We start from the raw sequence: 24,163 nt of genomic DNA on the forward strand, positions 1-24,163 counted from the left end.
TTTTCTGTTTGTATTGAGTACCATTATAACTGTCCGCTTGTCTTGAAGTAGTGCTCCATCACCATCACCTGCAACAGCTCTTCCCGCTTCTTGTCGCGGAACTGCGCCACATATTCATGGGCATGAGCGATAATCTCTTCCGCTTTTTCCGGATGGGTAATGTAATAGTGCAGCTTTTCTTCCAAGTCTGAGAAATCGTCCTTCACTTCCACATAGTGATAATCAGGAATCAGGGTACCTTCCATAAACCACGTTTCACAGGTGGGACGCGGCATCACCGCCAAAGAATTTGACGACATCACCCATTTCAGGTTGGAGGCCACGTCGTTTCCTTCAATCGCCATGATAAACTTATAGTCCAGGTGTTCCCGTATCGTTTTCTTGGGAGTCATCCACTCTTCCGGACAGCCCTCATTCCGCCCTACCACTCCGCAGTCGCACAACGGGTTGCCAAAGAATTTTTCCAGGAAACAGGTCCGCAAGCGGCTCTGACGAATCTTTCCCCGGAAAATGGCACAGTCTTTTTTCTCCCGGAATGGTTTCGCATCGTGCACAAACATGAAATGGCGCAATTTGTCCAGCTTCAACACCACGGAATTCTGGTTATCGGCAGCCAGCAGACGACTTTTCACGACTGTAGGTACTTCCGGAGTGAAATACACATCACCCGGACAGAAATTCCACCGCAGCGTACGGGGAAACCAGCGAGTCACGTCATGTTGGTCAAAATAATAGGCTGTATGAAACATTTTCCGCCGGTAATCGCCAATGGCCCCAGTGTAATGAATCCAGCTACGGTCACGGGTCAGCTTATCCTCCGCTGATATATGCCAAGGCGACTGGATACGAATATAATACGCCACACGTTTCTGCATATACGCATAGTCCGGACGCCGACGGGCTTTGGCCAACATGCTTTCACGCCGGCTGCGATACCATCCGTCGGGAATCAGTAAGCCGGAGAAATTCTTTACAAAGTCCAAAAACTTAATAGGTTTTCCGCTGTGCAGTTTATACAGGATGTTGTCAGACATAATCGTAGGTTGTTATCTGGATGAATAAATGTTTCCAGACAAAGATAGTGCTTTTATGTGAATATCTTATATCTTTGCAAAAATGAATGCAAAACCCCTTCATAAAGCATGATACACATCGCTTGCAACATAGACAGCAATTACGTACGCCACTGTGCGGTAACCTTGGTTTCACTATTTGAAAACAACCGGAAAGAGCCCATCACAGCTCATATCATTGCCCGTGACTTGTCGGATGCAGAGAAAAAAACACTGATTGACTTGGCTGCTCCCTACGGGAACCGGGTTTGCTTCTACGAACCAGACATCAAGCTGCTGGAAGGGTTCACCATCCGCAAGTTCAGCAAACGCATTTCCATGGCTACTTATTATCGCTGCATTCTTTCCGAACTGCTTCCTGCTGATATCGACCGTCTGCTCTATCTGGATTGCGACATCGTCATCGTGGGAGACATTTCTGAATACTGGAATACGCCACTGAGCGATGAAACAGGAGTGGCGGCCGTAGCCGATATGGGTTGCGATGAGGCGGCACGCTATGAGATTCTGAAATATCCTATGGAAGATTCTTATTTCAATGCGGGAGTACTTTTAATCAACCTGGATTATTGGCGCAAAAATGATGTGGCGCATGCCTGTGTAGACTACTTCCATAAATATCCGGAACGTATCTTATTCAACGACCAGGACTTATTGAACAGCATCCTGCACAAAAACAAAATATTGGTAGACTTGAAATGGAATGTGCAGGACGCGTTTTATCGCCGTCCCAAACAAATGGATGAAGCCTGGCGAAAGAAATTTGCGGATGTATTGAAGCATCCCGTCATTCTGCATTACACCAACCGGAAGCCATGGGAATATGACAGTCAGCATCCTCTCAGAGAGGTTTACTTCAAATACCTTGACCTGACGCCCTGGAAAGGACAACGGGTGTTGCACAATCCGGTCAACCGGTTGAAACGCTTCTTCCGGCTGCTGCCTTTCTATATAGGATTGCGCAAACCCAAATACATCCAATTAAATGTCCTCTGATAAAACAGCCCCTATGAAACAACTGGTAAAAATCATCATACCTTTCTATAAAGAAACTCTGAACAGCTGGGAAAATGCCGCACTGGCCAACAATATGGAAAAACTGGCGGCCTACCCGATTGTGTTTCTTGCTCCCGAGGGATTGAATATCGCACATTATACGCAAACGTATCCCCAAGCCGAAACTGTCCGGGTATCGACCGACTGGCTGGGTACGAAAAGAGGTATCGCCGGCTACAACGAGATGATGATGTCGGAAGCTTTCTACCAGCTGTTTGACGATACAGACTATATCTTGATCTGCCATACCGATGCGTGGATTTTCAGTGACCAGCTGCAGCAGTGGTGCCAGGCAGACTACGACCTGATAGCGGCTCCGTGGCCTACACGCCCCCGATACAAACATTTCCCGATGAAACAGTTCATCCAGCTGAAGAAATGGCTGTGTACTTCGCCGAACAAGATTTCCCGCCTGCAAATGTATGACAAAATCGGCAACGGAGGACTGTGTCTCCGGAAGGTGTCTGCCTTCCGCAAAGCCTGCCGACAATATGCCAAAGAGATACAATACTTCAACAGCCAGGCCGACTCCATGCACAACGAAGATATCTTCTGGGCCTTGGTTCCGACCGATTTCCGGTATCCGAGCGTAGAGACTGCCCTGCAATTCGCCTTCGACTTAAAACCCAGAGTGTGCTACCAGCTGAACCATCAACAACTGCCGATGGGATGCCATGGCTTCATGCACAAAAGCCGCATGAAATTCTGGGAAGCGTTCATTCCATGTATAAAAGCATAACACAATGAAAGAGCCTAAACTTATCCGGAAAATAAAAAAACGGAGTAATGAGATTGTAAGCGCCTGGAAAGTAGCAGGATTCACGAAGGTCTATGATATCGCGATTCGGCCTCATTGTGGGAATTCAAAAACAGCCCTGAAAAGGCACCTTCATAAGAATGAAGTAATCATGGAAACCCTTCGCGGCAAATATGGCAACCTGCTCTCTCAATATAAAAGCCGAACCACCCAAGAAGGCATATTGCCAGAAAACGCGCCAGTATGGGTCTGCTGGTGGCAAGGAGAATCTTCTATGCCCGAAATCGTGCAAATATGTTACCAGTCGCTCCGGAAGCATACCTCGCATCCCATACATCTTATCACCAAAGACTCAATCGGACAATACCTACAACTGCCTGATTTTATTGAAGAGAAAGTTCAAAAAGGCAGAATCACACTCACACATTTATCAGACATCCTTCGCATGGCCTTACTGGCACAATATGGAGGATTATGGATAGATGCCACGGTCTACGTCAGCCAGCCCATCCAAGAGGATATCTTTCATACCCCTTTGTTTACCGTGGCCCCACGTATCACTCCTACGGCCAATGTGTCACAGGCCCGCTGGACAGGTTTTCTCATCGGGGGAGCCGCCAATGGCCCTCTTTTCAGCTTCGCCAGAGATTTTCTGTTCGCATACTGGGAGCAAGAGGACTATCTGTTGAATTATTTCTTGATTGATTACATTATCGCCCTTGCTTATGAAACATTACCCAGCGTTTCATACGCCATAGACCACTTGCCTGACACAAACTCACAAATAAACAGACTAGAACAGTTATTGAACCAACCTTTCTCGGAATCCGTATTCCATACTTTAACTACAGAAATGACCTTTCATAAGTTAAACTATAAACAGCAATTCGCGGAACAGACGTCAGAAGGAAAAGAAACCTTCTACGGACATCTCTGTAAGAAAGCAAGACTTTGACTTTATTCCACAAACTCTATTTCCGGGAAAAACGTCAGCCCATCTTTACACCCTTTCTTGACAGCCTTCACGAACTCATCCTTATGCCCATCATTTCTCTTTCCTATCCGATGTTTGTATATGCGATACATATTCCAGACAGAAATATAGAAAAACAACTTGCACTTCATTTCGCGGTGCTTCATGTAACACCGGTTACGCGCTTGATAATAAAATCTCCAAGCCATACTGACAGGTGCCTTATCAATGGAAGGAGAATAATTTGAAGCAGTCTTATGGCAAACAATGCTCTTCTCCACATAAAAACAGCTATACCCAGCTTTTGAGATTCGTAACGTATATTCTATATCATCGCACCAAATAAAGAACTCTTTAATAGGCAAACCTAGCTTCCTTATGGCAGCCGTACTAACCAGCACAGAAACAAAAGAACATAAATCACATCTTAACGCAGTCTGTCCACCCACCTCTACTTTTATCGGTTCATGATTGTCGTACAGAAGGCCTGCCTTATTCATCACATGAGGAGTACCGTCTGTCCAATTGACCCGACTACACACGAAACCTACGTTTTCATCCACCTGTAGAGTCTGTACCAAAGCTTCCAAGGCATCGGAAGCAGGTATGGTATCGTCATCCATCAACCACACATAATCACACCCTTCCTGTACTGCAGCCTTCATTCCCAAAGCAAAGCCTCCTGCTCCACCCACATTTTCATTTGTACGAATCACGAAATAGAGCGGATCATGCTTTAATTCCTGCAAAAACTCAGGGGTTCCGTCTGTAGAACAATTATCCACAACGATAACCTTGTTTAATGAATAAGTCTGATTCTTTAAAGCGGCCAGACATTCTTTAAGCAAAGCCAACCGATTATAAGTAACAACCACGCAATTTATGACCATATATCATTTATTATTTTCTTGTTTCCACTTTAACCATTCTTCTTTCGTCCGTTTCCATCGCTTGTGTGTCCACAACCAATACTCTGGTGCCTGGCGAATCGTCTCTTCCAGCAGACGCGCATACTGGTCTGTCAAGGAATAATCCGGATATTCTTTCGGATGAAGCGTCATCAAACGGAAAGTAGCCTGATAATATCCTCTTCTCACGCGCTTCACATCCACATAATATAAGGCCGCATCTACTTGTTTGGCAATACGCTCTGCCCCGATAAAGAAAGAAGTCTCATGATTCAGGAAGGTAGTCCAATGGTTCATGTTTTCCCATTTTGGAAGCTGGTCGGAGATAAAGCCAATCATCACCTTCTTTTCCTGCCCTCGTAAAGTCAGGATACGGCGCAGGGTATCTTTCATCAAGATCGATTCTCCACCAAACTTTCCTCGCAAACGTAGAAAAAGTTCATCAAAGGCCTGATTATAAATGCGGTGATAAATCTGACCTCCATGCATATCCGGAATCCAACCGCTCAACGAAGCAATGTATTCCCAATTGCAATAATGTCCTAAATACAAAAAGCAGAATTTTTTATTCTCCTTTTCCAAATCGGCACGAACTTCATCCAAATTCGTAAACACCATCCGGCGCCTCATCTCTCGTTTTGAAATGGAAAACAGCTTAATCACTTCCATCAGGTAATCACAGAAGAAATGATAGAACCCACGTTCAATATTCTCTCTTTCTTTCTGGCTTTTCTCCGGGAAACATTCTTCCAACTGCCGCTGAACCACCTTCCGACGATATTTAATCCAATGAAATAGGGGGAAAAACAGCAAGTCGGAAATGAAATAAAGCAGCCTCAACGGAAGTAGGGACAACAGATACAGGAAGAAAAATAATATGCGGTATACAAACTTCATCAGGACATTGAATTATAATTCAGGGCAAAGCTACAAAAAATCTACCATCCTCTCCCTACGGGAACTTCAATTTTTACAGAAAGGATGGCGTACCTATGGTATTTTGCACTATCTTTGCAAAATACAAGTAGTTACATTTTATGAAAGAATTCTTCCAACTCATGCGGCGATTCGTATCGCCCTATAAAAAATATGTCTGCTGGGCCGTTCTTCTGAATATACTATCAGCCATCTTCAATGTATTTTCTTTTTCACTCCTGATTCCCATCCTGAACATCCTGTTCAAAACAGATGCACAAGAAAAGGTGTATCAATACATGGACTGGGAATGGACGGTGGACTCGCTGAAAGAGACGGCAATCAATAACTTCTACTATTATGTCAATCAGCTGATTGATTCCTTCGGTCCCTCTACCACCCTGCTGTTCCTCGGGCTGTTTCTGGCCGGTATGACGTTCCTGAAAACGGCTTGTTATTTCGGGTCGACAGCGGTCATGGTACCCCTGCGTACCGGTATCGTACGCGACATACGCACGATGGTCTATACCAAGGTGACCTACCTTCCTTTAGGTTTCTTCTCGGAAGAGAGAAAAGGGGATATCATCGCCCGAATGAGCGGGGATGTGGCAGAAATCGAGAACTCCATCACCAGTTCACTGGATATGCTGCTGAAAAATCCTATTTTGATTATTTCCTATTTCACCACCTTGATGATTATCAGCTGGCAGCTGACCTTATTTACCATCCTCGTCTTGCCTACCATGGGATGGCTGATGGGAAAAATCGGGCGTAAACTGAAAAGACAGTCCCTCGACGCGCAGGAAAAATGGGGAGAAACGATGTCACAGTTGGAAGAGACACTGGGAGGATTGCGGGTAATCAAGGCTTTCACTGCCGAAGAAAAGATGATTAACCGCTTCAACAAATGCAGCAACGAATACCGGGATGCCACCAGCCGGGTATCTATCCGTCAGGCATTGGCGCATCCGATGAGCGAATTCCTCGGTACGGTACTCATCGTATTTGTATTATGGTTTGGAGGTTCCCTGATTTTGGGCAACAACTCTTCCATCGATGCCTCAACCTTCATTTATTATATGGTGATTCTTTACAGCATCATCAATCCGCTGAAAGATTTCTCCAAGGCCAGCTACATGATTCCGCGTGGACTGGCTTCCATGGAACGTGTAGACAAGATTCTGAAGGCGCCCAACAATATCGTGGAGAAAAAGAACCCGCAGCATCTGTCTTCCTTGAACCAGGATATCCAGTTCAATCATATTTCTTTCAGCTACAATGGACAGACCCAGGTGCTGAACGACATCAACCTTCGTATTCAGAAAGGAGAAACCATTGCTCTGGTAGGACAAAGCGGTTCCGGGAAATCCACGCTGGTAGACCTGCTTCCCCGTTTCCACGATGTGCAAGGAGGAGAGATTCTGATTGACGGAGTCAATATCAAGGACGTATCCATCAGCGACCTCCGTTCACTCATCGGCTATGTGAACCAGGAAGCCATTCTGTTTAACGACAGTTTCTATAACAACATCACGTTTGGAGTGGACAATGCGACCAAGGAACAGGTGATAGAAGCGGCCAAGATTGCCAATGCCCACGACTTCATCATGGAATCGGAACACGGGTACGACACCAACATCGGTGACCGGGGATGCCGCCTTTCCGGAGGACAACGCCAGCGTATCTCCATCGCACGGGCCATTCTGAAAAACCCGGCCATCTTGATATTGGATGAAGCGACTTCCGCCCTCGACACCGAAAGCGAACGGCTGGTACAGGAGGCGCTGGAACGGCTGATGAAGACCCGAACCACCATTGCCATCGCCCACCGCCTGTCGACCATCAAGAACGCCAACCAGATTTACGTGCTCTACGAAGGTAAAATTGTGGAAAGCGGAAAACACGAGGAATTGTTGGCGCAAAACGGATACTACAAGCGATTGAACGATATGCAGGCCCTATAAAAAGTCACCCGGCTGGAAGAAGTGATAAGTTCCCTCCCAGCCGGGTGTATTTTTTCAATCTGACAGAATCAATATTTCCCGAGTTTCTCGTGAATACCGTCACAATAGGCCTTCCAGAATTTACCGACATCTTTCAGGCTATAGACATCCTTAAACGGACAAGTCAACAAAGCCACCAGCCAATAGCCCAGCATCCCATTAAATCCCCGCAGGTATCTCACTCCCCAGTTACGTCCGTAATGATGATTCAAATAGGTCGAGTTGCGCACCTGATAGAAACGCTTCCATTTCTTCTTCTTACTCCGTTCCTCCCAATTGTCATTGGAAAAGAACTTTTCCTTATCCATCAAGGCAGAAGGGATATACAGAATACGGAATCCGGCCAATACCGTCCGCAGGCAATAATCCGTATCATCACAGAAAATAAACAGCTCTTTGTTGGGCAGCCCAATCTTTTCTACCGCCTCGCGCCGGATACACAATCCTTCGAAGGCAGTTCCACAAATCTCCACCGGTGCATTGACCACCTGTTTCTTCAATTTCTGCTGATACATGGAGGCAAACGGATTTGTCAGGTTTACCCGCTGAAAATCATTGGTAAAAATCTGTCCCTCCATCATCCGGCGAGGAGCCAGGATACCCACATGCGGTTCTGTCATATAAGGTAAAAGGTGCTCCATACAATCGGCCCGTGGAAAGACATCATCGTCCATACACCATATCCATTCCGCACCCGCCTGATAAGCATACTCAATCCCCCGATGGAATCCGCCGGACCCACCCACATTCTCCTGATGAATCACGGTAAGGTCCTGCTGGGCATCCAGCCACTCGGCAGTGCCGTCCGTACTTCCATTGTTCACTACCACAATGGAAGATACGGGAGCATTCGCACGCAGACAGTGGATGTTGCGCTTCAACAGCTCCCTCCGGTTGTAAGTCACCACTACAGCTACTATTTTCATATCTCCGTCGTTCTTTAGTAAAGTCCGTCAATCTTTCCCGGTTGGGTACTCCGGTAGGCCACCATCAGTTTATAACATGCCTCCGGATCAAAGCCCCGGTCTTTGGCGTACGCCTCGGCCAATACCCTGTGCATGTGAGGAGTAGCCGGCAGCCGCTCCAGGTTCTTGCAACCTGCCTTCATATCCAGCGGACCGATATCCATGCGGTTCAAATCGACAATCTCAATCTTTATCCCTTCCGGTGTCTGCCCAAACAGAATATTGCCCCGTCCATAATCTTTGTGAGCATAGCCATGATTATGTAACCGGGCTGTAACGTGTCCCACCGCAGCAAGTACCTCGTCTTCGTATGGAAACTTGCGTTTAAACAGTTCTTCATACGTATAGGGACAGTCGGAAGCAAAAGTCACATAATAACTGCGGTCGAACTGTAATCCTTTCCGGATATTCAGATATCCCACCGGACGAGGAGTGCCGACTCCAATGTCCAGCAGCATCTTCGCATGCACAAAAGAACGTTTGGCTTTTGAAGGACGAAACACCCCATACACCCAACGGTTGATAATATTGGGAGTACGAAAAGATTTCACCACAAGTTCCTTACCGTCATAAGCCATTTTCCGCAATTCATTCCGTCCTTTATGTATGACAGTTCCCTCGCCTTTCTCAAAACGTTCCGGTATAGAAAGCATGAACGATCTGAAAGACTCGCATTCGGGGCTAAGAACCAAGGTCTGATGATTAATGAAACTCATAAATGCACATTTAACTAAATCTTATCCAACCCTTTCGTAAACTTCAACCAATAGTATTTCAAGGGGTTCTTGTATTTCAACTGTTTCCATGGCCGGCTTCCGTGCGGACGATGCCATACCGGCAATACCGTAAACAAATAATTCTGAAAACCTTTTTTCAAGGCTTCGTGAGAAATGGTCACATCGTACCAATTCTTCGAGGCATCCAGCTGATGGAAGTCGAACTTCCGCAAAAAGTTCAATGTCAGCAAGGAGCAACAGAAACTGCAATGCTTCTTTTCAGCATAAATCTTGTTCTCATTTCCTTTGGCATGCAGATAAGGATAATTGATGACACCTGCCTCGTCAGTAGTGACAGCAGCTGCAATGGCACAGTCCGGACGTGCCACAGCCCCGTCGAACAAGCCCTGCAAGGTGTTCTTCTTCACCACTACATCCGACTCCACAATCAACAGTCCGGCCTTTGCTTCAATGGCCTCCTTTTGCGCCATCTGCAATACCAGCAAGTAATTGGGGGAAGGATGGTCTGTCAAATCCGACAGATTCACCAGGCGGAAGCCCAGCTGCTTCGCATTCTCTTCCAGTATCTTCGTGTTTTCTGGGGTACTGAAATCATTATACACAGTATAGGTATAAGGTACCTTTATTTCAGAATCCAAGATGGCTTTTATCGTTTCCAACGTAAATTCAATGGAATCCTTGACAGGAGTAATAATATGCAGACTTTCCATCACTTATTGATTTACAAATTCTTGTCTTATTAAATTCAATGCCGCTTCCACTGTATCATCCATATCGGCATACGTATATTGTCCCAGTCTTCCGCCAAACAAAATATTCTTCCGGCTTTGGGCCAATTCTTGATAACGCTTGAAAAGACCGGTATTCCGTACATCATTTACCGGATAATAAGGCTCTTTTCCCAACTCAAAGTTATCTGGATATTCGTAGGTAATCACCGTCACAGGCTGGTGTCCAAACTCAAAATGCTTATGCTCAATGATTCTGGTATAAGGCACTTCCCGTTCGGTATAGTTCACTACCGCATTGCCCTGAAAGTCTTCCATGTCCAACAGCTTTTGCTCAAACCGAAGACTTCTATATTCCAGACAGCCACACTGATAGTCAAAGAATTCATCAATACATCCTGTGAATAACACTTTATCTGCAATACCCTCCCAGTAAGAACGTTCTTTCAGATAATCTACTCCCAGACGAACTTCAATACCTTCCAGCAATGCATCAATCAGCGCATTATATCCTCCTTTGGGAATACCCTGATAGGCATCATTAAAATAATTATTGTCGAAGGTAAACCGAAAAGGAATACGCTTGATGATAAAAGCCGGAAGTTCTGTAGCCGAACGCCCCCATTGCTTTTCCGTATAGCCTTTGATCAGGATATGATAAATATCTTCGCCACACAATTTCAGTGCCTGCTCCTCTAAATTGGCCGGCTCTGAAAGGTGACTGTAAATTTTTCGTTGTGCTTCTATCTTTGCCTTGGCTTCCAAAGGAGTCCGTACATTCCATAACTGATAGAAAGTATTCATATTGAACGGAAGGTTGTACAATTTTCCCTTGAAATAAGCCAATGGAGAATTCGTAAAGCGGTTAAATTCTACAAATTGATTGACGTAATCCCAGATTTCCTTTTTGTCCGTATGAAAAATATGGGCTCCATATTTATGCACATGGATGCTTTCCACATCTTCGCAATAAATATTTCCCCCACGATGGGTCCGCTTATCCAGCACCAAACAACGCTTTCCTCTCTTTTTCGCTTCATAAGCGAAGACGGCACCGAACAAACCGGCCCCTACAATCAGGTAATCATACTGTTTCGTCATAACCGTAGTTTATTGATCCTATTGGGCAAAGATAGGAATAAAATAAGATTTACACTGCATTGTCCCCAATTTAGTATTCCATTTCATCAAAAGTATATACATTTGTAACCCTACAAAACCAACACAAGAATGAAAGTAATCGTAGACAATAAGATACCTTATATAAAAGGGCTCATCGAGCCACTGGCAGACGAAGTCATTTATCTTCCCGGAAAAGACTTTACTCCGGAAGTGGTGAAAGAAGCAGATGCCTTGCTCATCCGCACCCGCACATGCTGCAACCGCCAGCTGCTGGAAGGTAGCAAAATACGATTTATCGGAACAGCCACCATCGGCTTCGACCACATTGATACAAAATACTGTCAGGAAGCCGGCATCACGTGGAGCAACTGTCCCGGATGCAATGCCGGAGCCGTGGAGCAATATGTACATGCCGCCCTGCTGTTGCTGCAACAGGAAAAAGGGCTCCAACTCAAGGGAGCCTGTCTGGGCATTGTCGGTGTGGGACATGTGGGCGAACGCATCCGACGGATGGCGGAACGCATTGGCATGAAGGTGCTTCTGAACGACCCCCCACGAGCGGATAAAGGCGAACTAGGCTTCACCTCACTAGACACTCTGGCCGGACAATGCGACGTCCTGACCTTCCACACCCCATTGATTCGGGAGGGGAAATACCGGACCTTCCACCTGGCCGACCGTGGTTTCCTCCGGAAGTTACGGAAAAAACCTTATCTCCTCAATACCTCCCGTGGGGAAGTGGTAGAAACAGAAGCCCTGCTGGACGCCCTGGACACGGGCGCTGTGGCAGGGGCCGTAATCGACGTATGGGAGAACGAACCACACATCAGCCGGGAGCTACTCGACAAGGTTTTTATCGGTACCCCCCACATTGCCGGTTATTCCGCCGACGGAAAAGCCAATGCCACGCGGATGGTGCTGGAAGCTTTCTGCCGTTTTTTCCACAAGCCGGTAAATTTCCACCTCGCGTTGCCGGAAATTCCCCACCCCGGCCCTTCCGGAGAAGAGGAATTCCAGCTTCTCCATCAATACAATCCGCACACCGACTGTGAGCATTTGCGGGCTCATCCGGAACAGTTCGAACAGCTTCGTGGAGACTATCCTTTACGAAGGGAATAAGGCACTTAAATGCATGTTTTCGTGCACAGAATGTATAAAAATGTGCAAAGGGAGTGCATTTATTTGCTAGAATACTTGTTTAAAAGCAGAAATATTTATTCCTTTGCAACGAAAAATCAATAAATTACATTATTTATAAACTTAAAAAAATTAGAATTATGTCTGAAATCGCATCAAAAGTACAGAAAATTATCGTAGATAAATTGGGCGTAGAAGAATCAGAAGTTGTTCCAACTGCGAGCTTCACTAACGATCTGGGTGCTGACTCTTTGGATACAGTAGAATTGATCATGGAATTCGAAAAAGAATTCGGAATCTCTATTCCTGACGATCAGGCAGAAAAAATCCAGACTGTAGGCGACGCTATCTCTTACATCGAAGCTAACGCAAAATAATTTAATTCTACTTTTATGGAATTAAAAAGAGTAGTAGTAACAGGTCTTGGTGCGTTGACCCCGGTAGGTAATACGGTTCCGGAATTCTGGAACAACCTCCTGAACGGCGTCAGCGGAGCAGGACCTATTACTCATTTTGATGCGTCGAAGTTCAAGACTCAGTTCGCTTGCGAAGTGAAGAACTTCAATGCTGCCGACCATATTGACCGCAAGGAAGCCCGCAAGATGGACCTCTATACACAATATGCCGTAGTAGCAGCAAAAGAAGCGGTCACTGATGCCGGAATCGACGTAGAAAAAGAAGATTTGAACAAAGTCGGAGTAATTCTCGGCGTCGGAATCGGAGGTATCCATACTTTCGAGGAAGAAGTTGCCGGATATGAAAAGACGAAAGATACAATCGGACCGAAATTCAATCCGTTCTTCATCCCCAAGATGATTGCAGACATCGCTGCCGGACAGATTTCCATTATGTATGGCTTCCATGGCCCTAACTTCACCACCACTTCTGCATGTGCTTCTTCTTCCAACGCCATAGCTGATGCGTTCAACTATATCCGTCTGGGAAAAGCCAACATCATTGTGACCGGTGGAGCCGAAGCAGCCATCTTCCCCGCAGGAGTAGGTGGTTTCAATGCCATGCATGCATTGTCTACCCGCAACGATGACCCGACTCATGCTTCACGTCCGTTCAGCGCAAGCCGTGACGGTTTCGTAATGGGTGAAGGTGCCGGATGTCTGATTCTTGAAGAACTGGAACACGCAAAAGCTCGTGGCGCGAAGATATATGCAGAGCTGGCCGGTACAGGTGCTTCTGGCGACGCTTACCATCTGACAGCTTCTCATCCTGAAGGTCTGGGTGCGAAACTGGTTATGCAGAGTGCGTTGGAAGATGCCGGAATGAAACCGGAAGACATCGACTATATCAACGTACACGGAACTTCTACTCCGGTAGGTGATATTTCAGAAGTGAAAGCCATCAAAGACTTGTTCGGCGAACATGCCTACAAACTGAACATCAGTTCCACCAAGTCTATGACCGGACACCTTTTGGGAGCAACAGGTGGCGTAGAAGCAATTGCATGTGTACTTTCTGTGAAAAATGACATTGTTCCTCCAACCATCAACCACGAAGAAGGTGATAACGATGAAAACATCGACTATAACCTGAACTTCACTTTCAATAAAGCACAGCAGCGTACTGTACGTGCCGCATTGAGCAACACCTTCGGATTTGGCGGACACAATGCATGTGTAATCATTAAAAAATACACTGAATAAACTGTGTTTAGCAATATACCAGATAAGATAAGACTCCTTTTTCGCAAGGATAAGGAGTCTTATCTTTGTTTTTATAAGATGCTGGGATTCTACCCGCGGAACATCGAAATCTACCAGCAGGCTCTCTTGCACAAATCTTCTTCAGTAAAGACTAAAGGCCGACTGCTCAACAACGAGCGGCTGGAATTTTTGGGAGACGCCATTCTGGATGCGGTCGTGGCCGACATCGTCTACAAACGGTTTGAGGGAAAACGGGAAGGATTTCTGACCAACACGCGATCTAAAATCGTACAAAGAGAAACACTGAACCGGATTGCGGTACAAATCGGACTCGACAAGCTGATTAAATACACCACACGGCAGTCGTCACACAACAGTTACATGTGCGGCAATGCGTTTGAAGCGCTCGTTGGAGCCATCTACCTGGACAGAGGATACGAAACCTGCAAGTTCTTCATGGAAGAACGCATCATCAAGCCTTATCTGAACCTCGATAAACTGTCGCGCAAGGAGGTCAACTTCAAGTCGAAACTGATTGAATGGGGACAAAAGAACCGCTTCCTCATCGAGTTCAACCTATTGGAACAGTCAGTCGACGAAGAGCTGAACCCGGTATTCGAAACACAGGTCGTAGTGGAACAGGTGCCTGCCGGACAAGGAAAAGGATATTCCAAGAAAGAATCACAGCAAGAGGCCGCACATGAGACCTTGAACAAAATCAAGAACGACCCTCAGTTTATCGATGCCATCTTTGCAAAGAAAGCAGCCCGCGAAAAGGCAGCAGAAGAGAGCCAGAATACAGCTTCCACTGATGCTCCGGAGACGAGCCACACACCCCTCCCTACGAATGTCCGGGAGGAAGAAGCAGCTTCTCTGGAAGTGACCGAAGAAGTCGTGACAACAGAGAAATACGATGATGTGGAACGGATTATAGCAGAAGCAGAAGAAGCGGCGTTTCAACTTGCAGACGTGCCAGAAAAAGACACACAGGACACACAGACCACGGTGTAGAGTACTTGTCTCTACATGACAAATGTCTGCCCCCATAAAATAAATCCTCAGCTACCCCCTCAGGAATAGTTGAGGATTTTTTGTAAGTTATTTTCCCTTGACGATGGAAGTCAGCGGATGGCGGTTACCCTTGATATCGGTCAGGAAGGCCTTGGCCGAACCGAAATTCAGGTACATGTCCAGACGTACCGGCAAATGGTTCCGGTCGTCAGTCACATAGAACGTGATGACTTCCTTTTCTTTTTTCTCTTCGCCCACATATTCCACCAGCGAGAATACCAGACAACGGTAGGTTACCCCGTTCTCTGCCTTGTAGTTCTCCTTGCGGCGGTAAATCAGTGTCTGCTTCTCCACTTCTCTTCCGGTAGCCATGGAGAAAAGAATTTTCTGTCCGGGCTTGTAATCCGCCGCATCGTATGAACGGGCTTGCAAGAGGATGCTCAGCATGTCATACACACACACCGGCAGTTCCTCATGATGCTTGTCGGTATTGCCCCGCAACGTACGCTGCTGGTCGACAATACACTTTCCGTTCTGGTAACTGAAATTCACTTCGTCCACCGTATAGCGTTTGCCTTCTTCTGCCCCTTTCCGGAAATACAGCGGTACCAGGTCTTTCGAAGTGATGCAAGTCAGTGTGTCACGCATCTTGAAGAAGAAGTCAATCTTCTTGTTGGTGTACGACTGCAAATCCGTCTTCAGACACGGAACGCCCTTGTATTTCGTCTCGTTGACCGTCATCTTTGCCCATCCGGCATTGATCCAGACAAACTTCCAGTTAAACTTCAGCTCATAAGAGAGCGTCTCCCCTGGCTTGATTGCATCATTCACAGCACCACATTGTGCATTGGCTGCCATTCCTCCCACCAGGAGGAAAAGGCAAAGAATCAGTTTCTTAATCATGTTTTTCCTAGTTTACGCGCCCGCTCTTTGTTGCGGTCCTTGATTTTTTTCGCCTCGTCGGGCTTTTGTTTCTTTATCTCGTCCAACTTCTGCTTGTCGAGCGGCGTGGCATGGACATCCCATGTCTCCTCAAACTCAAAGTTGGCTTTCATCTCCCATACTTTCGGGAAGTAGAACACTTCTTCCGGCTGGCGTTTTTCGCTGTAATTGCCGGTATCCCACACCCCGTTGTTGTTGTCGTCATTGAACAGACGGATATAATATTTCGTGCTGGGCTGAAGGAAATAAAAGTCGCACGTGTTCTTTTCCGTCACCGGCTGCTGGCGCACCACCTCGTCACTGCCGTTCAGCAACTGCACGATGGCGTGAGGGCCGGCACCCACAATGTTCAGGTACAACGTGCCATACTCTTCCAGCGTCTTCACCTTCAGTTCATTTTCCACCTTATCCGTATAAAGTCCGTAAATGCCCTTGATACCCAATGAATCTATCTTGAACTGATACTCCTGTCCGGGCTGCCAGTCGGCCAGAATCTGGTACTGACGAGGGGCCACCGAATCTTTCATCAAAATAAACGGAATAGTCTCCCACAAGGAATCCACCTTGACCGCCATGTGAATGGCCGCCGTATCGATGTGTTCCACCGGCTCGTCGAACTTCAGCACGATGTTCCGGTTCAGGTCAAGGCTGGAAGGAGCATCCACCGACATGGCAAAGAACTTGGGCTGTGCCTTCAGCGTATCCCCCTTCTTTTCCCGCCGCTTGCGTTCCTTTTCCTCCTTCTTCAAAGCCTCTTCCGCCAAAGCCATGCGCCGCTTCTTGTCAATCTTGTTTACCATACGCAGCGTATCGGTTTTCGGCACCAGCTGGCCCAGCGTATCCGTGGCCAGGTAATCCATCTGGAAAGTCAATGTATCGCGTTCGCACATCACCGTATCCTTAATCCAGTAGCGGATGGTATCGTTGCGCGGATTGCTTTCGATGACAAACGCATCTTTCTCGTCAAAATCCAGTCCCTTGATTGTGGGAAGTGTATCTGCTTTGGCACTGAAATACAACGAGAAACGGTTCAACTGTTCCCGTTCGCTCTTCACCAGATACTGCATCGGATTCTCTTCCTTGAACGAACGCAGAATCAGGTTGTCGGGCAGGAAGCGCGTGTAGTGCACATCGTAAATCGTATCGTAGGCCAGCGTATCGAGTTCGTTCCACACCGTATCCTGACGCACAGCCTGCCGCATGTCGGGCACAACGAGTGAATCCAGAAAAGCAATCGCCTCTGTTTTCGAATCGAACAGATAGTTCTGGTTACCGTCCATCAAGGCATAAATACGGTATTTTCCCGGTGCCACTCCCCGGATAGTGAACTGCCCACGACTGTCGGTACGCGAAATGCGGTCGAACGGGAGTTTCACGAACGCACTGTCTTCCAGGTTGCTGTGAAGCCCCACCTGAATGCCCTTCACCGGCTCCAGATTCTCGGCATTCAGCACCGTACCCGACACTTCCATCGTGTCAATATGCTCACCGGTAGAGAAAGCATAGGCAAAATTTCCCAGCGGATTGTCTTCATTGTTGTCCACAATGGCATCCCCAAAATCAATGGTATACGTCGTATTGGCCCGTAACGTATCAAAAAACTCCACCAGCACCCGGTGGCCGCTCACCTTCACTTCCGGCGCTTCTATCTGAGGAGGCGAAATGATGACCTTCTCCGAAGGTTTGTCCAGCTTGATGTATTCGTCGAACTCAATGGAGATTTTCTTGCGCTTGTTGTTGGTGGCATTGGGTTCAGGAGTAGCCCGCACAAATTTGGGCGGTGTCTCGTCATACGGTCCCCCGTCGGGCATACCTGTACTTGCACAGGCGTAGAACCCGATAATCACGAGCAGCAAGGCCAGATATTTAGGAATTGGCTTCATCGGTTTTCGTCTAGTTATTCAGTTTCAACATTTCTTCAATATAGTCACGGCTGTTGCTCAGACGGGGCACCTTGTGCTGTCCGCCCAGCTTGCCTTTTTGCTTCAGCCAGTCGTGGAACAGTCCCTCACGGGCCACAATCACTTCCAGCCGCTGCAAGGTGATGTCCTTATGCCGTTTGGCTTCGTAGTCCGAGTTGATTTCCTGCAAGGCCGTATCGAGTACCTGCGTGAATTTCTCCAGCGAATCGGGCATCACGCTGAACTCAATCAACCACTGGTGACGGCATTTGGCATTGGCATCCATGAACACCGGTGCTGCCGTATATTCCAGCACCTGCGCTCCCGTTTCCTTGCAGGCACGCTCCAGTCCCTTTTCGGCATTGTCCACCATCAGTTCCTCACCGAAGGCGTTGATAAAGTGTTTCGTACGGCCGGAAATGATGAACTTGTAAGGATTCTTCTGCGTAAATTTCACCGTGTCACCGATGAGGTAACGCCACAAACCGCAAGAGGTCGTGATGACCATCGCATAGTTACGTCCCACTTCCACACCCCAGAGCGGCACGATAGCCGGATTCGGTTTGTCGATGTCTTCCAGCGGAATGAACTCATAGAACACGTCGTAGTCAATCATCAGCAACATGGCGGGGTCGTGCAAGTCGCTCTGCAAGCCGAAGAAACCTTCGCTGGCATTATACGTCTCCATGTAATGCATCTTGTCGGAAGGAATCAGCTGCTTGTACTGCTCACGGTAGGGCGTAAAGCATACACCCCCATGGAAGAACACTTCCAGATTGGGCCACACCTCGTTCAGATGTTTGGCTCCGGTTTTCTCCAGAATGCGATGTATCACAGCCAGCATCCACGAAGGTACCCCCGACAGGTTGGTCACATTCTGGTGAATTGTGGTATCGGCAATGCGTTCCACCTTCTCTTCGAACTCACTCAGCAGGGCTATCTCCTTTTTCGGCACCCGAATCAGGTTGACCAGCGGATTGATGTTCTGAATCAGGATGGCCGAGAGGTCGCCCACCAGACTGTCCTTCACGTTGTAGTTCGGACTATGGCTTCCGCCCAGAATCAAACCCTTTCCCGAGAAGAAGCGGCTCTGCGGATTTTCGCGCAGGTAAAGTGCCACCGCATCCGTGCCTCCCCGGTAATGAATACCTTTCAGACCTTCCGGACTGACGGGAATAAACTTGCTCTTGTCGTTGGTAGTTCCCGACGATTTGGCATACCAGATGACTTTTCCCGGCCACAGCACGTCCTTTTCTCCGTGGCGCATGCGGTCTACATATCCTTTCACATCTTCATAGGTCTGTACCGGAACCCGCTGGAAATCCGTATAGTTCCGGATCTGGTTGAAATCATATTTTGTGCCCCACTCCGTGGCGGAAGCTCTCTGTATCAGTTTTCGGAATACGCGGTCCTGAATTTCTTCGGCCTTTGTCCCATAAAGGTCGATTTCTCTCTGTCTGGGAGCAAATAGCTTTCCTATTAACTTTGTTGAATTCATTCGTCCTTAAATTTCAAATCCTTATTGTGGTAGTTGCAAAGGTAGATTTTTTCTGCCTAATTCAGCAGGCAGGAACATTATTTTTTCCTCCCTCACGACAAATATACAGTTTTTTCTTACCTTTACCACACAATCGATTAATACCACTAAACATGAAGATAGGAATCTTGACTTCAGGCGGTGACTGTCCGGGCATAAATGCTACAATCCGAGGGGTTTGCAAGACAGCCATCAATCATTACGGGATGGAGGTGTATGGCATCCACAGCGGTTTCCGGGGCTTGCTCGACAACGACATCATCCCGATGGACGAGAGTTCACTCACCGGACTGCTCAACCTGGGAGGGACCATCCTCGGCACCTCGCGTGAAAAACCTTTCAAGAAGAAAGGGACTGCCGTCTCGGAGGACAAGCCTGCCATCCTGTTACAGACCATCCGCGACCGGCAGCTGGACTGCATCGTGTGCATCGGCGGTAACGGCACCCAAAAGACCGCGGCCAAACTGGCGGAAGCGGGAGTCAATGTGGTAAGCATTCCTAAAACCATCGACAACGACGTGTGGGGAACCGACGTGTCGTTCGGTTTCGACTCGGCAGTATCCATCGCCACCGATGCCATCGACCGCCTGCACTCCACAGCCAGCGCGCACCAGCGGGTCATGGTCATTGAAGTGATGGGACACAAGGCCGGATGGATTGCCCTTTATTCGGGCATGGCTGGAGGAGGCGACATCATCCTGCTGCCGGAAATCCCGTTCGACATCCACCGCATCGGCGATGCCATCATCAACCGGCTCAAAAAGGGTAAGCCCTACTCCATCGTGGTGGTAGCAGAAGGTATTCCTACGCTGGGCGGCAAGAAAGCGGCACAATACATTGCCGAAGAAATCGAATACGAAACAGGATTTGAGACACGCGAAACGGTGCTGGGCTACATCCAGCGCGGAGGAAGTCCTACGGCCTACGACCGTAACCTGGCCACACGCATGGGAGGACATGCCACCGAGCTGATTGCACAGGGCCTGTTCGGGCGGATGGTGGCCTTGAAAGGAAACGCCATTGATTCGGTACCACTGAGCGAAGTGGCCGGAAAGCTGAAACTGGTGACGGAAGAGCACGACCTGGTGGTACAGGGCCGCCGGATGGGTATCTGTTTCGGATAAATATACGGTTTATACACATAAAATCATCCCTGAAAAAACGTCCTTACGTTTTACCTCAAACGCAAGGACGTTTTGTGCAAAACGCACTTGCGTTTAAGAGCAAACGCAAGTGCGTTTTTTTGACACCTTATCCAGAACCTGTAAACCATTGATTCTCAATACAAGACATCTCCTTCCTCCTAAATTAAAAATTTTTATTTTTCATTTATTAATAAAAAATATTTCTTTCATATATTCCATTACTATATTTTTGCGATAAACCAAAAACATAAAACCAAGAATTAATACTAAACAGAAATACATAATCAAAAAATTACATTATTAAACCTTGTAACCTAAAAACCAAAAAAAACGAAAACTGAACAACCTTATTACACCCTTACCATTTTTTACCTTGAAACCTCTTCCACAAGAGCTTAATACCTAAATTTAATAACCTTAATTTTACTGACATGCAACAAGGAAAAACGAACAAGTTTGGAAAAAAACTTGGACTGGCATTATGTATGCTACCTCTTTCCTCCTGGGCTGTATCCAGTGCCACACTCGATGCAAGCCCCCTTCCAGCAGTTTCCTTTCATGAAACCAAAGACATCGAGGCTACTGCACAAAGTCCCAGAAAACGAACCATCACCGGTACCATTACCGATGCTTCCGACGGAACGCCTATCATCGGAGCCAACATTGTCCTGAAAGGGAAAAATACCGGCGTCATTTCCGACCTTGATGGTAATTATTCTATCGAAGCCACCAGCAAAGACATCCTGGTGGTCAGCTTTATCGGTTACAAAACCCGTGAGATTTCCGTGGCCGACCTCGGTGTCATCAACGTGAAACTGCGGTCGGACAATGAGATGCTGGACGAAGTCGTAGTAGTCGGTGCCGGTACGCAGAAAAAAGTCAGTGTCACCGGTTCTATCACCAGTGTAAAAGGTTCTTCTCTTGTCACTCCTACCTCTTCTTTGACCAATGCCCTCGCCGGTAAGCTGGCAGGTGTCATCGCCAAGACTTCCAGCGGTGCGCCGGGACAGGCTGCCGAATTCTATATCCGCGGTATCGGCACGTTCGGCGGAAGAGCTACTCCGCTGATTATGCTGGACGACGTGGAAATCTCGGCTGCCGACCTGAACAACATTCCGGCGGAAACCATTGAAAGTTTCTCTATCCTGAAAGATGCTTCGGCAACCGCCATCTACGGTGCCCGCGGTGCCAACGGTGTAATGTTGATTACCACCAAATCGGGACGGGAAAATGAACGTACACAGATTAACGTGACGGTAGAAAACGCGTTCAACGTCATGACCAATTTCCCGGACTTCGTGGACGGTGCCACCTGGATGGAAATGTACAACGAGGCACAGACCACCCGCAATCCGGGCGTAACGCCCAAATATTCGCAAGAACAGATTGAAAACACCCGCCTGGGCACCAATCCCTACATGTATCCCAGCGTGAAATGGAATGACGTGATTTTCAAAAACATGGCCATGAGCCAGCGGGCCAATATCAACGTACAGGGTGGTGGTTCCAGAGCCACTTACTACATGAGTATCCAGGCCAACCATGACTCCGGATTGCTGAATACCCGAAAAGTATATTCTTATAACAACAACATCAACAACTGGAGCTACAACTTCCAGAACAACATCAAATACAAGCTGACGTCTACTACGACCGTAGACTTGCGAATGAATGCGCAGATACGCAACAACCAGGGTCCTAACTATAATACATCCGATTTGTTCAAGATGGCCCTGACCACCAACCCGATCAACTTCCCTGTCACATTCCCGGCAGAGGAAGGCGACACACATATCCGTTTCGGTAATGCCATCCTGAGCGGAACCAACTTGCGCACCAACCCGTATGCCTACATGCTCTCTTCTTACAAGCAGATGCAGGAAAATACCTTGAACACCTCTTTGAAAATCAGCCAGCAGCTTGATTTCATCACCAAGGGACTGAGTGCCACGGCTTTGGTCAACTTCAAGAACTGGTCGTCCAACTGGTATAACCGCAGCATCGAACCCTACTACTACCGCATTAAAGACGGAAGTTTCAATCCTTCTACGGGAGAATATACCCTGGAAAGACTGGGCACAAGCGGAACAGACTATATCTCACAGTCGGACATCACAAAAGACGGTGACAACACTTTCTTCCTGCAGTTTACCCTCGACTATCAACGCCGTTTCGGAAAACATAGTGTAGGCGGTATGCTGCTCTATATGCAGCGTGAATACCGGAAGGCTGTGCTGCCGAACCGCAACCAGGGTTTCTCCGGACGTTTCACCTACGACTTCGACCAACGCTATTTGGCTGAAATCAACTTCGGTTACAACGGTACCGAGCGTCTGGCAAAAGGTGACCGTTTTGAATTCTTCCCGGCCATCTCTTTGGGATGGGTGGTTTCCAACGAGAAATTCTTCGCTCCCCTCAGCAAGGTCATATCGTCCTTGAAGCTGAGAGGTTCCTACGGTCTGGTAGGTAGCGACGAAACCGGTCCTCAAGGCTCACCTCACTTCTTGTACATCGACCAGGTAAATGTCATTGGCCAGAATCGCCCGGGAGCCACCTTTGGAGAAGACCTGAATGTCACCAAATACGGTCCTGTGGTCACTCAGTATGCCGTGCAGAACGCCGGATGGGAACGTGTGAAAAAACTGGACGTCGGTTTCGACATGGAACTGTTCCGCAGCTTGAGCCTGACCTTCGACTTCTTCTACGACAAGCGCTACAACATCCTGCTACACCGCGAGGCATGGCCGCAGTCTCTGGGATATGACTCTGCCAAACCTTGGAGCAACAAAGGAAAAGTAAACAACTGGGGATATGAACTCAGCGTCAACTACCGCAAGCAGTTCAACAAAGACCTGGCCGTAGACTTCCAAGGAAACTTTACCTACACCCAGAATAAATACGTAGACTACGACGAACCGCTCTATCCTTATACTTGGCAGACCGTGACCGGCAAACCTTTGAGCCACCAGAAAGGTTACATCGCCGACGGACTGTTCCAAAGTCAGGAAGAGATTGACAACAGCCCGACACAAAACTTGGGAAGTAGCGTAATGGTAGGCGACGTGAAATACCGCGACGTAAACGGTGACGGCATCATCAACACAGAAGACCAAGTCATGATTTCAGAATACGGCAACATGCCGCGCATCCAGTACGGTCTGGGTATGAACATCGACTACAAAGGATTCAATTTCGGCGTATTCTTCAACGGTTCGGCCATGCGTACCCTCATGATCAGCGGTATCACTCCGTTCGGACAAGACGACTTCAACGTCATGCAGTTCATTGCAGATGATTACTGGACAGAAGCCAACCCGAACCCCAATGCGGCGTATCCGCGTCTGGGACTGACCGACGCACAGACGGCCAACAACACCCAGGCCAGCACCTACTGGATGAGAAACGGTAACTTTATCCGCTTCAAGACGCTGGAAATCGGATACCGCTTCAAGCATGCCCGCGTGTACTTCAGCGGAAACAACCTGTTCGTATTCAGTCCGTTCAAGTTGTGGGACCCGGAACTGGCTTGGAACAGCTACCCTTTACAGAGAACGTTTAATATCGGATTACAGTTAACTTTCTAAAAAATCTAATT

The 24,163-nt window shown here is 47.5% G+C and carries 20 protein-coding genes; 10 read left to right on the forward strand and 10 right to left on the reverse strand.

Annotated elements, in window-relative coordinates:
• Positions 1–23 precede the first annotated feature (23 nt).
• Entirely contained in the window at positions 24–1,034 is a 1,011-nt protein-coding gene (locus OIM59_RS16045) for a glycosyl transferase family 90 (RefSeq protein WP_303897680.1), read from the reverse strand.
• A 108-nt stretch (positions 1,035–1,142) separates the two neighbouring features.
• Here OIM59_RS16045 and OIM59_RS16050 point away from each other — a divergent pair, with 108 nt between their 5' ends.
• From OIM59_RS16050 to OIM59_RS16060, 3 genes are read left to right on the forward strand one after another with little or no spacing between them, the layout of a single operon-like run.
• A complete protein-coding gene (locus OIM59_RS16050) occupies positions 1,143–2,069 on the forward strand; it encodes a glycosyltransferase family 8 protein (protein WP_299172895.1) in 927 nt (308 codons plus the stop codon).
• A 13-nt stretch (positions 2,070–2,082) separates the two neighbouring features.
• Positions 2,083–2,868: a DUF5672 family protein gene (locus tag OIM59_RS16055; protein ID WP_299172897.1), complete on the forward strand. Its 786-nt coding sequence runs from the start codon at positions 2,083–2,085 to the stop codon at positions 2,866–2,868.
• A gap of 4 nt (positions 2,869–2,872) precedes the next feature.
• Complete coding sequence (locus tag OIM59_RS16060) at positions 2,873–3,841, forward strand: capsular polysaccharide synthesis protein (RefSeq protein ID WP_303897682.1); 969 nt, start codon at positions 2,873–2,875, stop codon at positions 3,839–3,841.
• Between the two features lie 2 nt (positions 3,842–3,843).
• Here OIM59_RS16060 and OIM59_RS16065 read toward each other — a convergent pair whose 3' ends face one another.
• A complete protein-coding gene (locus tag OIM59_RS16065) occupies positions 3,844–4,749 on the reverse strand; it encodes a glycosyltransferase family 2 protein (RefSeq protein ID WP_303897684.1) in 906 nt (301 codons plus the stop codon).
• Between the two features lie 3 nt (positions 4,750–4,752).
• Positions 4,753–5,664: a lysophospholipid acyltransferase family protein gene (locus OIM59_RS16070; RefSeq protein WP_299172903.1), complete on the reverse strand. Its 912-nt coding sequence runs from the start codon at positions 5,662–5,664 to the stop codon at positions 4,753–4,755.
• Between the two features lie 140 nt (positions 5,665–5,804).
• On the opposite strand from OIM59_RS16070, the gene OIM59_RS16075 reads away from it, so the two are divergent.
• Positions 5,805–7,646 carry an ABC transporter ATP-binding protein gene (locus tag OIM59_RS16075; protein ID WP_148328207.1) on the forward strand — a complete coding sequence of 614 codons (1,842 nt, stop codon included), beginning with the start codon at positions 5,805–5,807 and terminating at the stop codon, positions 7,644–7,646.
• A 68-nt stretch (positions 7,647–7,714) separates the two neighbouring features.
• On the opposite strand, the gene OIM59_RS16080 is transcribed toward OIM59_RS16075, so the two are convergent.
• Genes OIM59_RS16080 through glf form a run of 4 tightly spaced genes read right to left on the reverse strand, consistent with a single transcriptional unit; the run spans position 7,715 to position 11,216 of the window.
• On the reverse strand, positions 7,715–8,611 hold the full coding sequence (locus OIM59_RS16080) for a glycosyltransferase family 2 protein (protein WP_299172907.1): 897 nt from the start codon (positions 8,609–8,611) through the stop codon (positions 7,715–7,717).
• Positions 8,612–8,625: 14 nt separating this feature from the next.
• Positions 8,626–9,366: a lipopolysaccharide kinase InaA family protein gene (locus tag OIM59_RS16085; RefSeq protein WP_299172909.1), complete on the reverse strand. Its 741-nt coding sequence runs from the start codon at positions 9,364–9,366 to the stop codon at positions 8,626–8,628.
• 14 nt (positions 9,367–9,380) lie between these two features.
• Entirely contained in the window at positions 9,381–10,097 is a 717-nt protein-coding gene (locus tag OIM59_RS16090) for a glycosyltransferase (protein WP_299172912.1), read from the reverse strand.
• A gap of 3 nt (positions 10,098–10,100) precedes the next feature.
• On the reverse strand, positions 10,101–11,216 hold the full coding sequence (gene glf / locus OIM59_RS16095; RefSeq protein ID WP_299172914.1) for a UDP-galactopyranose mutase: 1,116 nt from the start codon (positions 11,214–11,216) through the stop codon (positions 10,101–10,103).
• Positions 11,217–11,345: 129 nt separating this feature from the next.
• Between glf and pdxB the strand changes: the two genes are divergently transcribed.
• The 4 genes from pdxB (at position 11,346) to rnc (ending at position 15,043) form a co-directional block, all read left to right on the forward strand.
• Positions 11,346–12,356 carry a 4-phosphoerythronate dehydrogenase PdxB gene (gene pdxB, locus OIM59_RS16100; RefSeq protein WP_303897688.1) on the forward strand — a complete coding sequence of 337 codons (1,011 nt, stop codon included), beginning with the start codon at positions 11,346–11,348 and terminating at the stop codon, positions 12,354–12,356.
• A gap of 158 nt (positions 12,357–12,514) precedes the next feature.
• Entirely contained in the window at positions 12,515–12,751 is a 237-nt protein-coding gene (locus tag OIM59_RS16105) for an acyl carrier protein (protein WP_022353800.1), read from the forward strand.
• Positions 12,752–12,766: 15 nt separating this feature from the next.
• Positions 12,767–14,032, forward strand: a complete 1,266-nt coding sequence (fabF, locus tag OIM59_RS16110; RefSeq protein WP_299172920.1) for a beta-ketoacyl-ACP synthase II — start codon at positions 12,767–12,769, stop codon at positions 14,030–14,032.
• A 3-nt stretch (positions 14,033–14,035) separates the two neighbouring features.
• Positions 14,036–15,043 carry a ribonuclease III gene (gene rnc, locus OIM59_RS16115; protein ID WP_299172922.1) on the forward strand — a complete coding sequence of 336 codons (1,008 nt, stop codon included), beginning with the start codon at positions 14,036–14,038 and terminating at the stop codon, positions 15,041–15,043.
• 87 nt (positions 15,044–15,130) lie between these two features.
• On the opposite strand, the gene OIM59_RS16120 is transcribed toward rnc, so the two are convergent.
• The 3 genes from OIM59_RS16120 to OIM59_RS16130 are packed head-to-tail and all read right to left on the reverse strand — an operon-like array spanning position 15,131 to position 19,384.
• Positions 15,131–15,946: a DUF3108 domain-containing protein gene (locus tag OIM59_RS16120; protein ID WP_299172924.1), complete on the reverse strand. Its 816-nt coding sequence runs from the start codon at positions 15,944–15,946 to the stop codon at positions 15,131–15,133.
• The gene (locus OIM59_RS16125; protein ID WP_299172927.1) at positions 15,943–17,868 is read right to left on the reverse strand and encodes an Ig-like domain-containing protein; all 1,926 of its coding nucleotides are present in this window, start codon (positions 17,866–17,868) and stop codon (positions 15,943–15,945) included. The genes OIM59_RS16120 and OIM59_RS16125 overlap by 4 nt, the downstream gene beginning before the upstream one ends.
• 10 nt (positions 17,869–17,878) lie before the next feature.
• Positions 17,879–19,384: a GH3 auxin-responsive promoter family protein gene (locus OIM59_RS16130; RefSeq protein WP_303897692.1), complete on the reverse strand. Its 1,506-nt coding sequence runs from the start codon at positions 19,382–19,384 to the stop codon at positions 17,879–17,881.
• Positions 19,385–19,536: 152 nt separating this feature from the next.
• Here OIM59_RS16130 and OIM59_RS16135 point away from each other — a divergent pair, with 152 nt between their 5' ends.
• Both OIM59_RS16135 and OIM59_RS16140 read left to right on the forward strand, forming a co-directional pair.
• On the forward strand, positions 19,537–20,547 hold the full coding sequence (locus tag OIM59_RS16135) for an ATP-dependent 6-phosphofructokinase (protein WP_299172932.1): 1,011 nt from the start codon (positions 19,537–19,539) through the stop codon (positions 20,545–20,547).
• A gap of 452 nt (positions 20,548–20,999) precedes the next feature.
• The gene (locus OIM59_RS16140; RefSeq protein ID WP_299172934.1) at positions 21,000–24,152 is read left to right on the forward strand and encodes a TonB-dependent receptor; all 3,153 of its coding nucleotides are present in this window, start codon (positions 21,000–21,002) and stop codon (positions 24,150–24,152) included.
• The last annotated feature ends 11 nt before the right edge of the window (positions 24,153–24,163 follow it).

It is taken from the genome of Bacteroides mediterraneensis, from assembly GCF_025993685.1.
Lineage (GTDB): Bacteria > Bacteroidota > Bacteroidia > Bacteroidales > Bacteroidaceae > Phocaeicola > Phocaeicola mediterraneensis_A.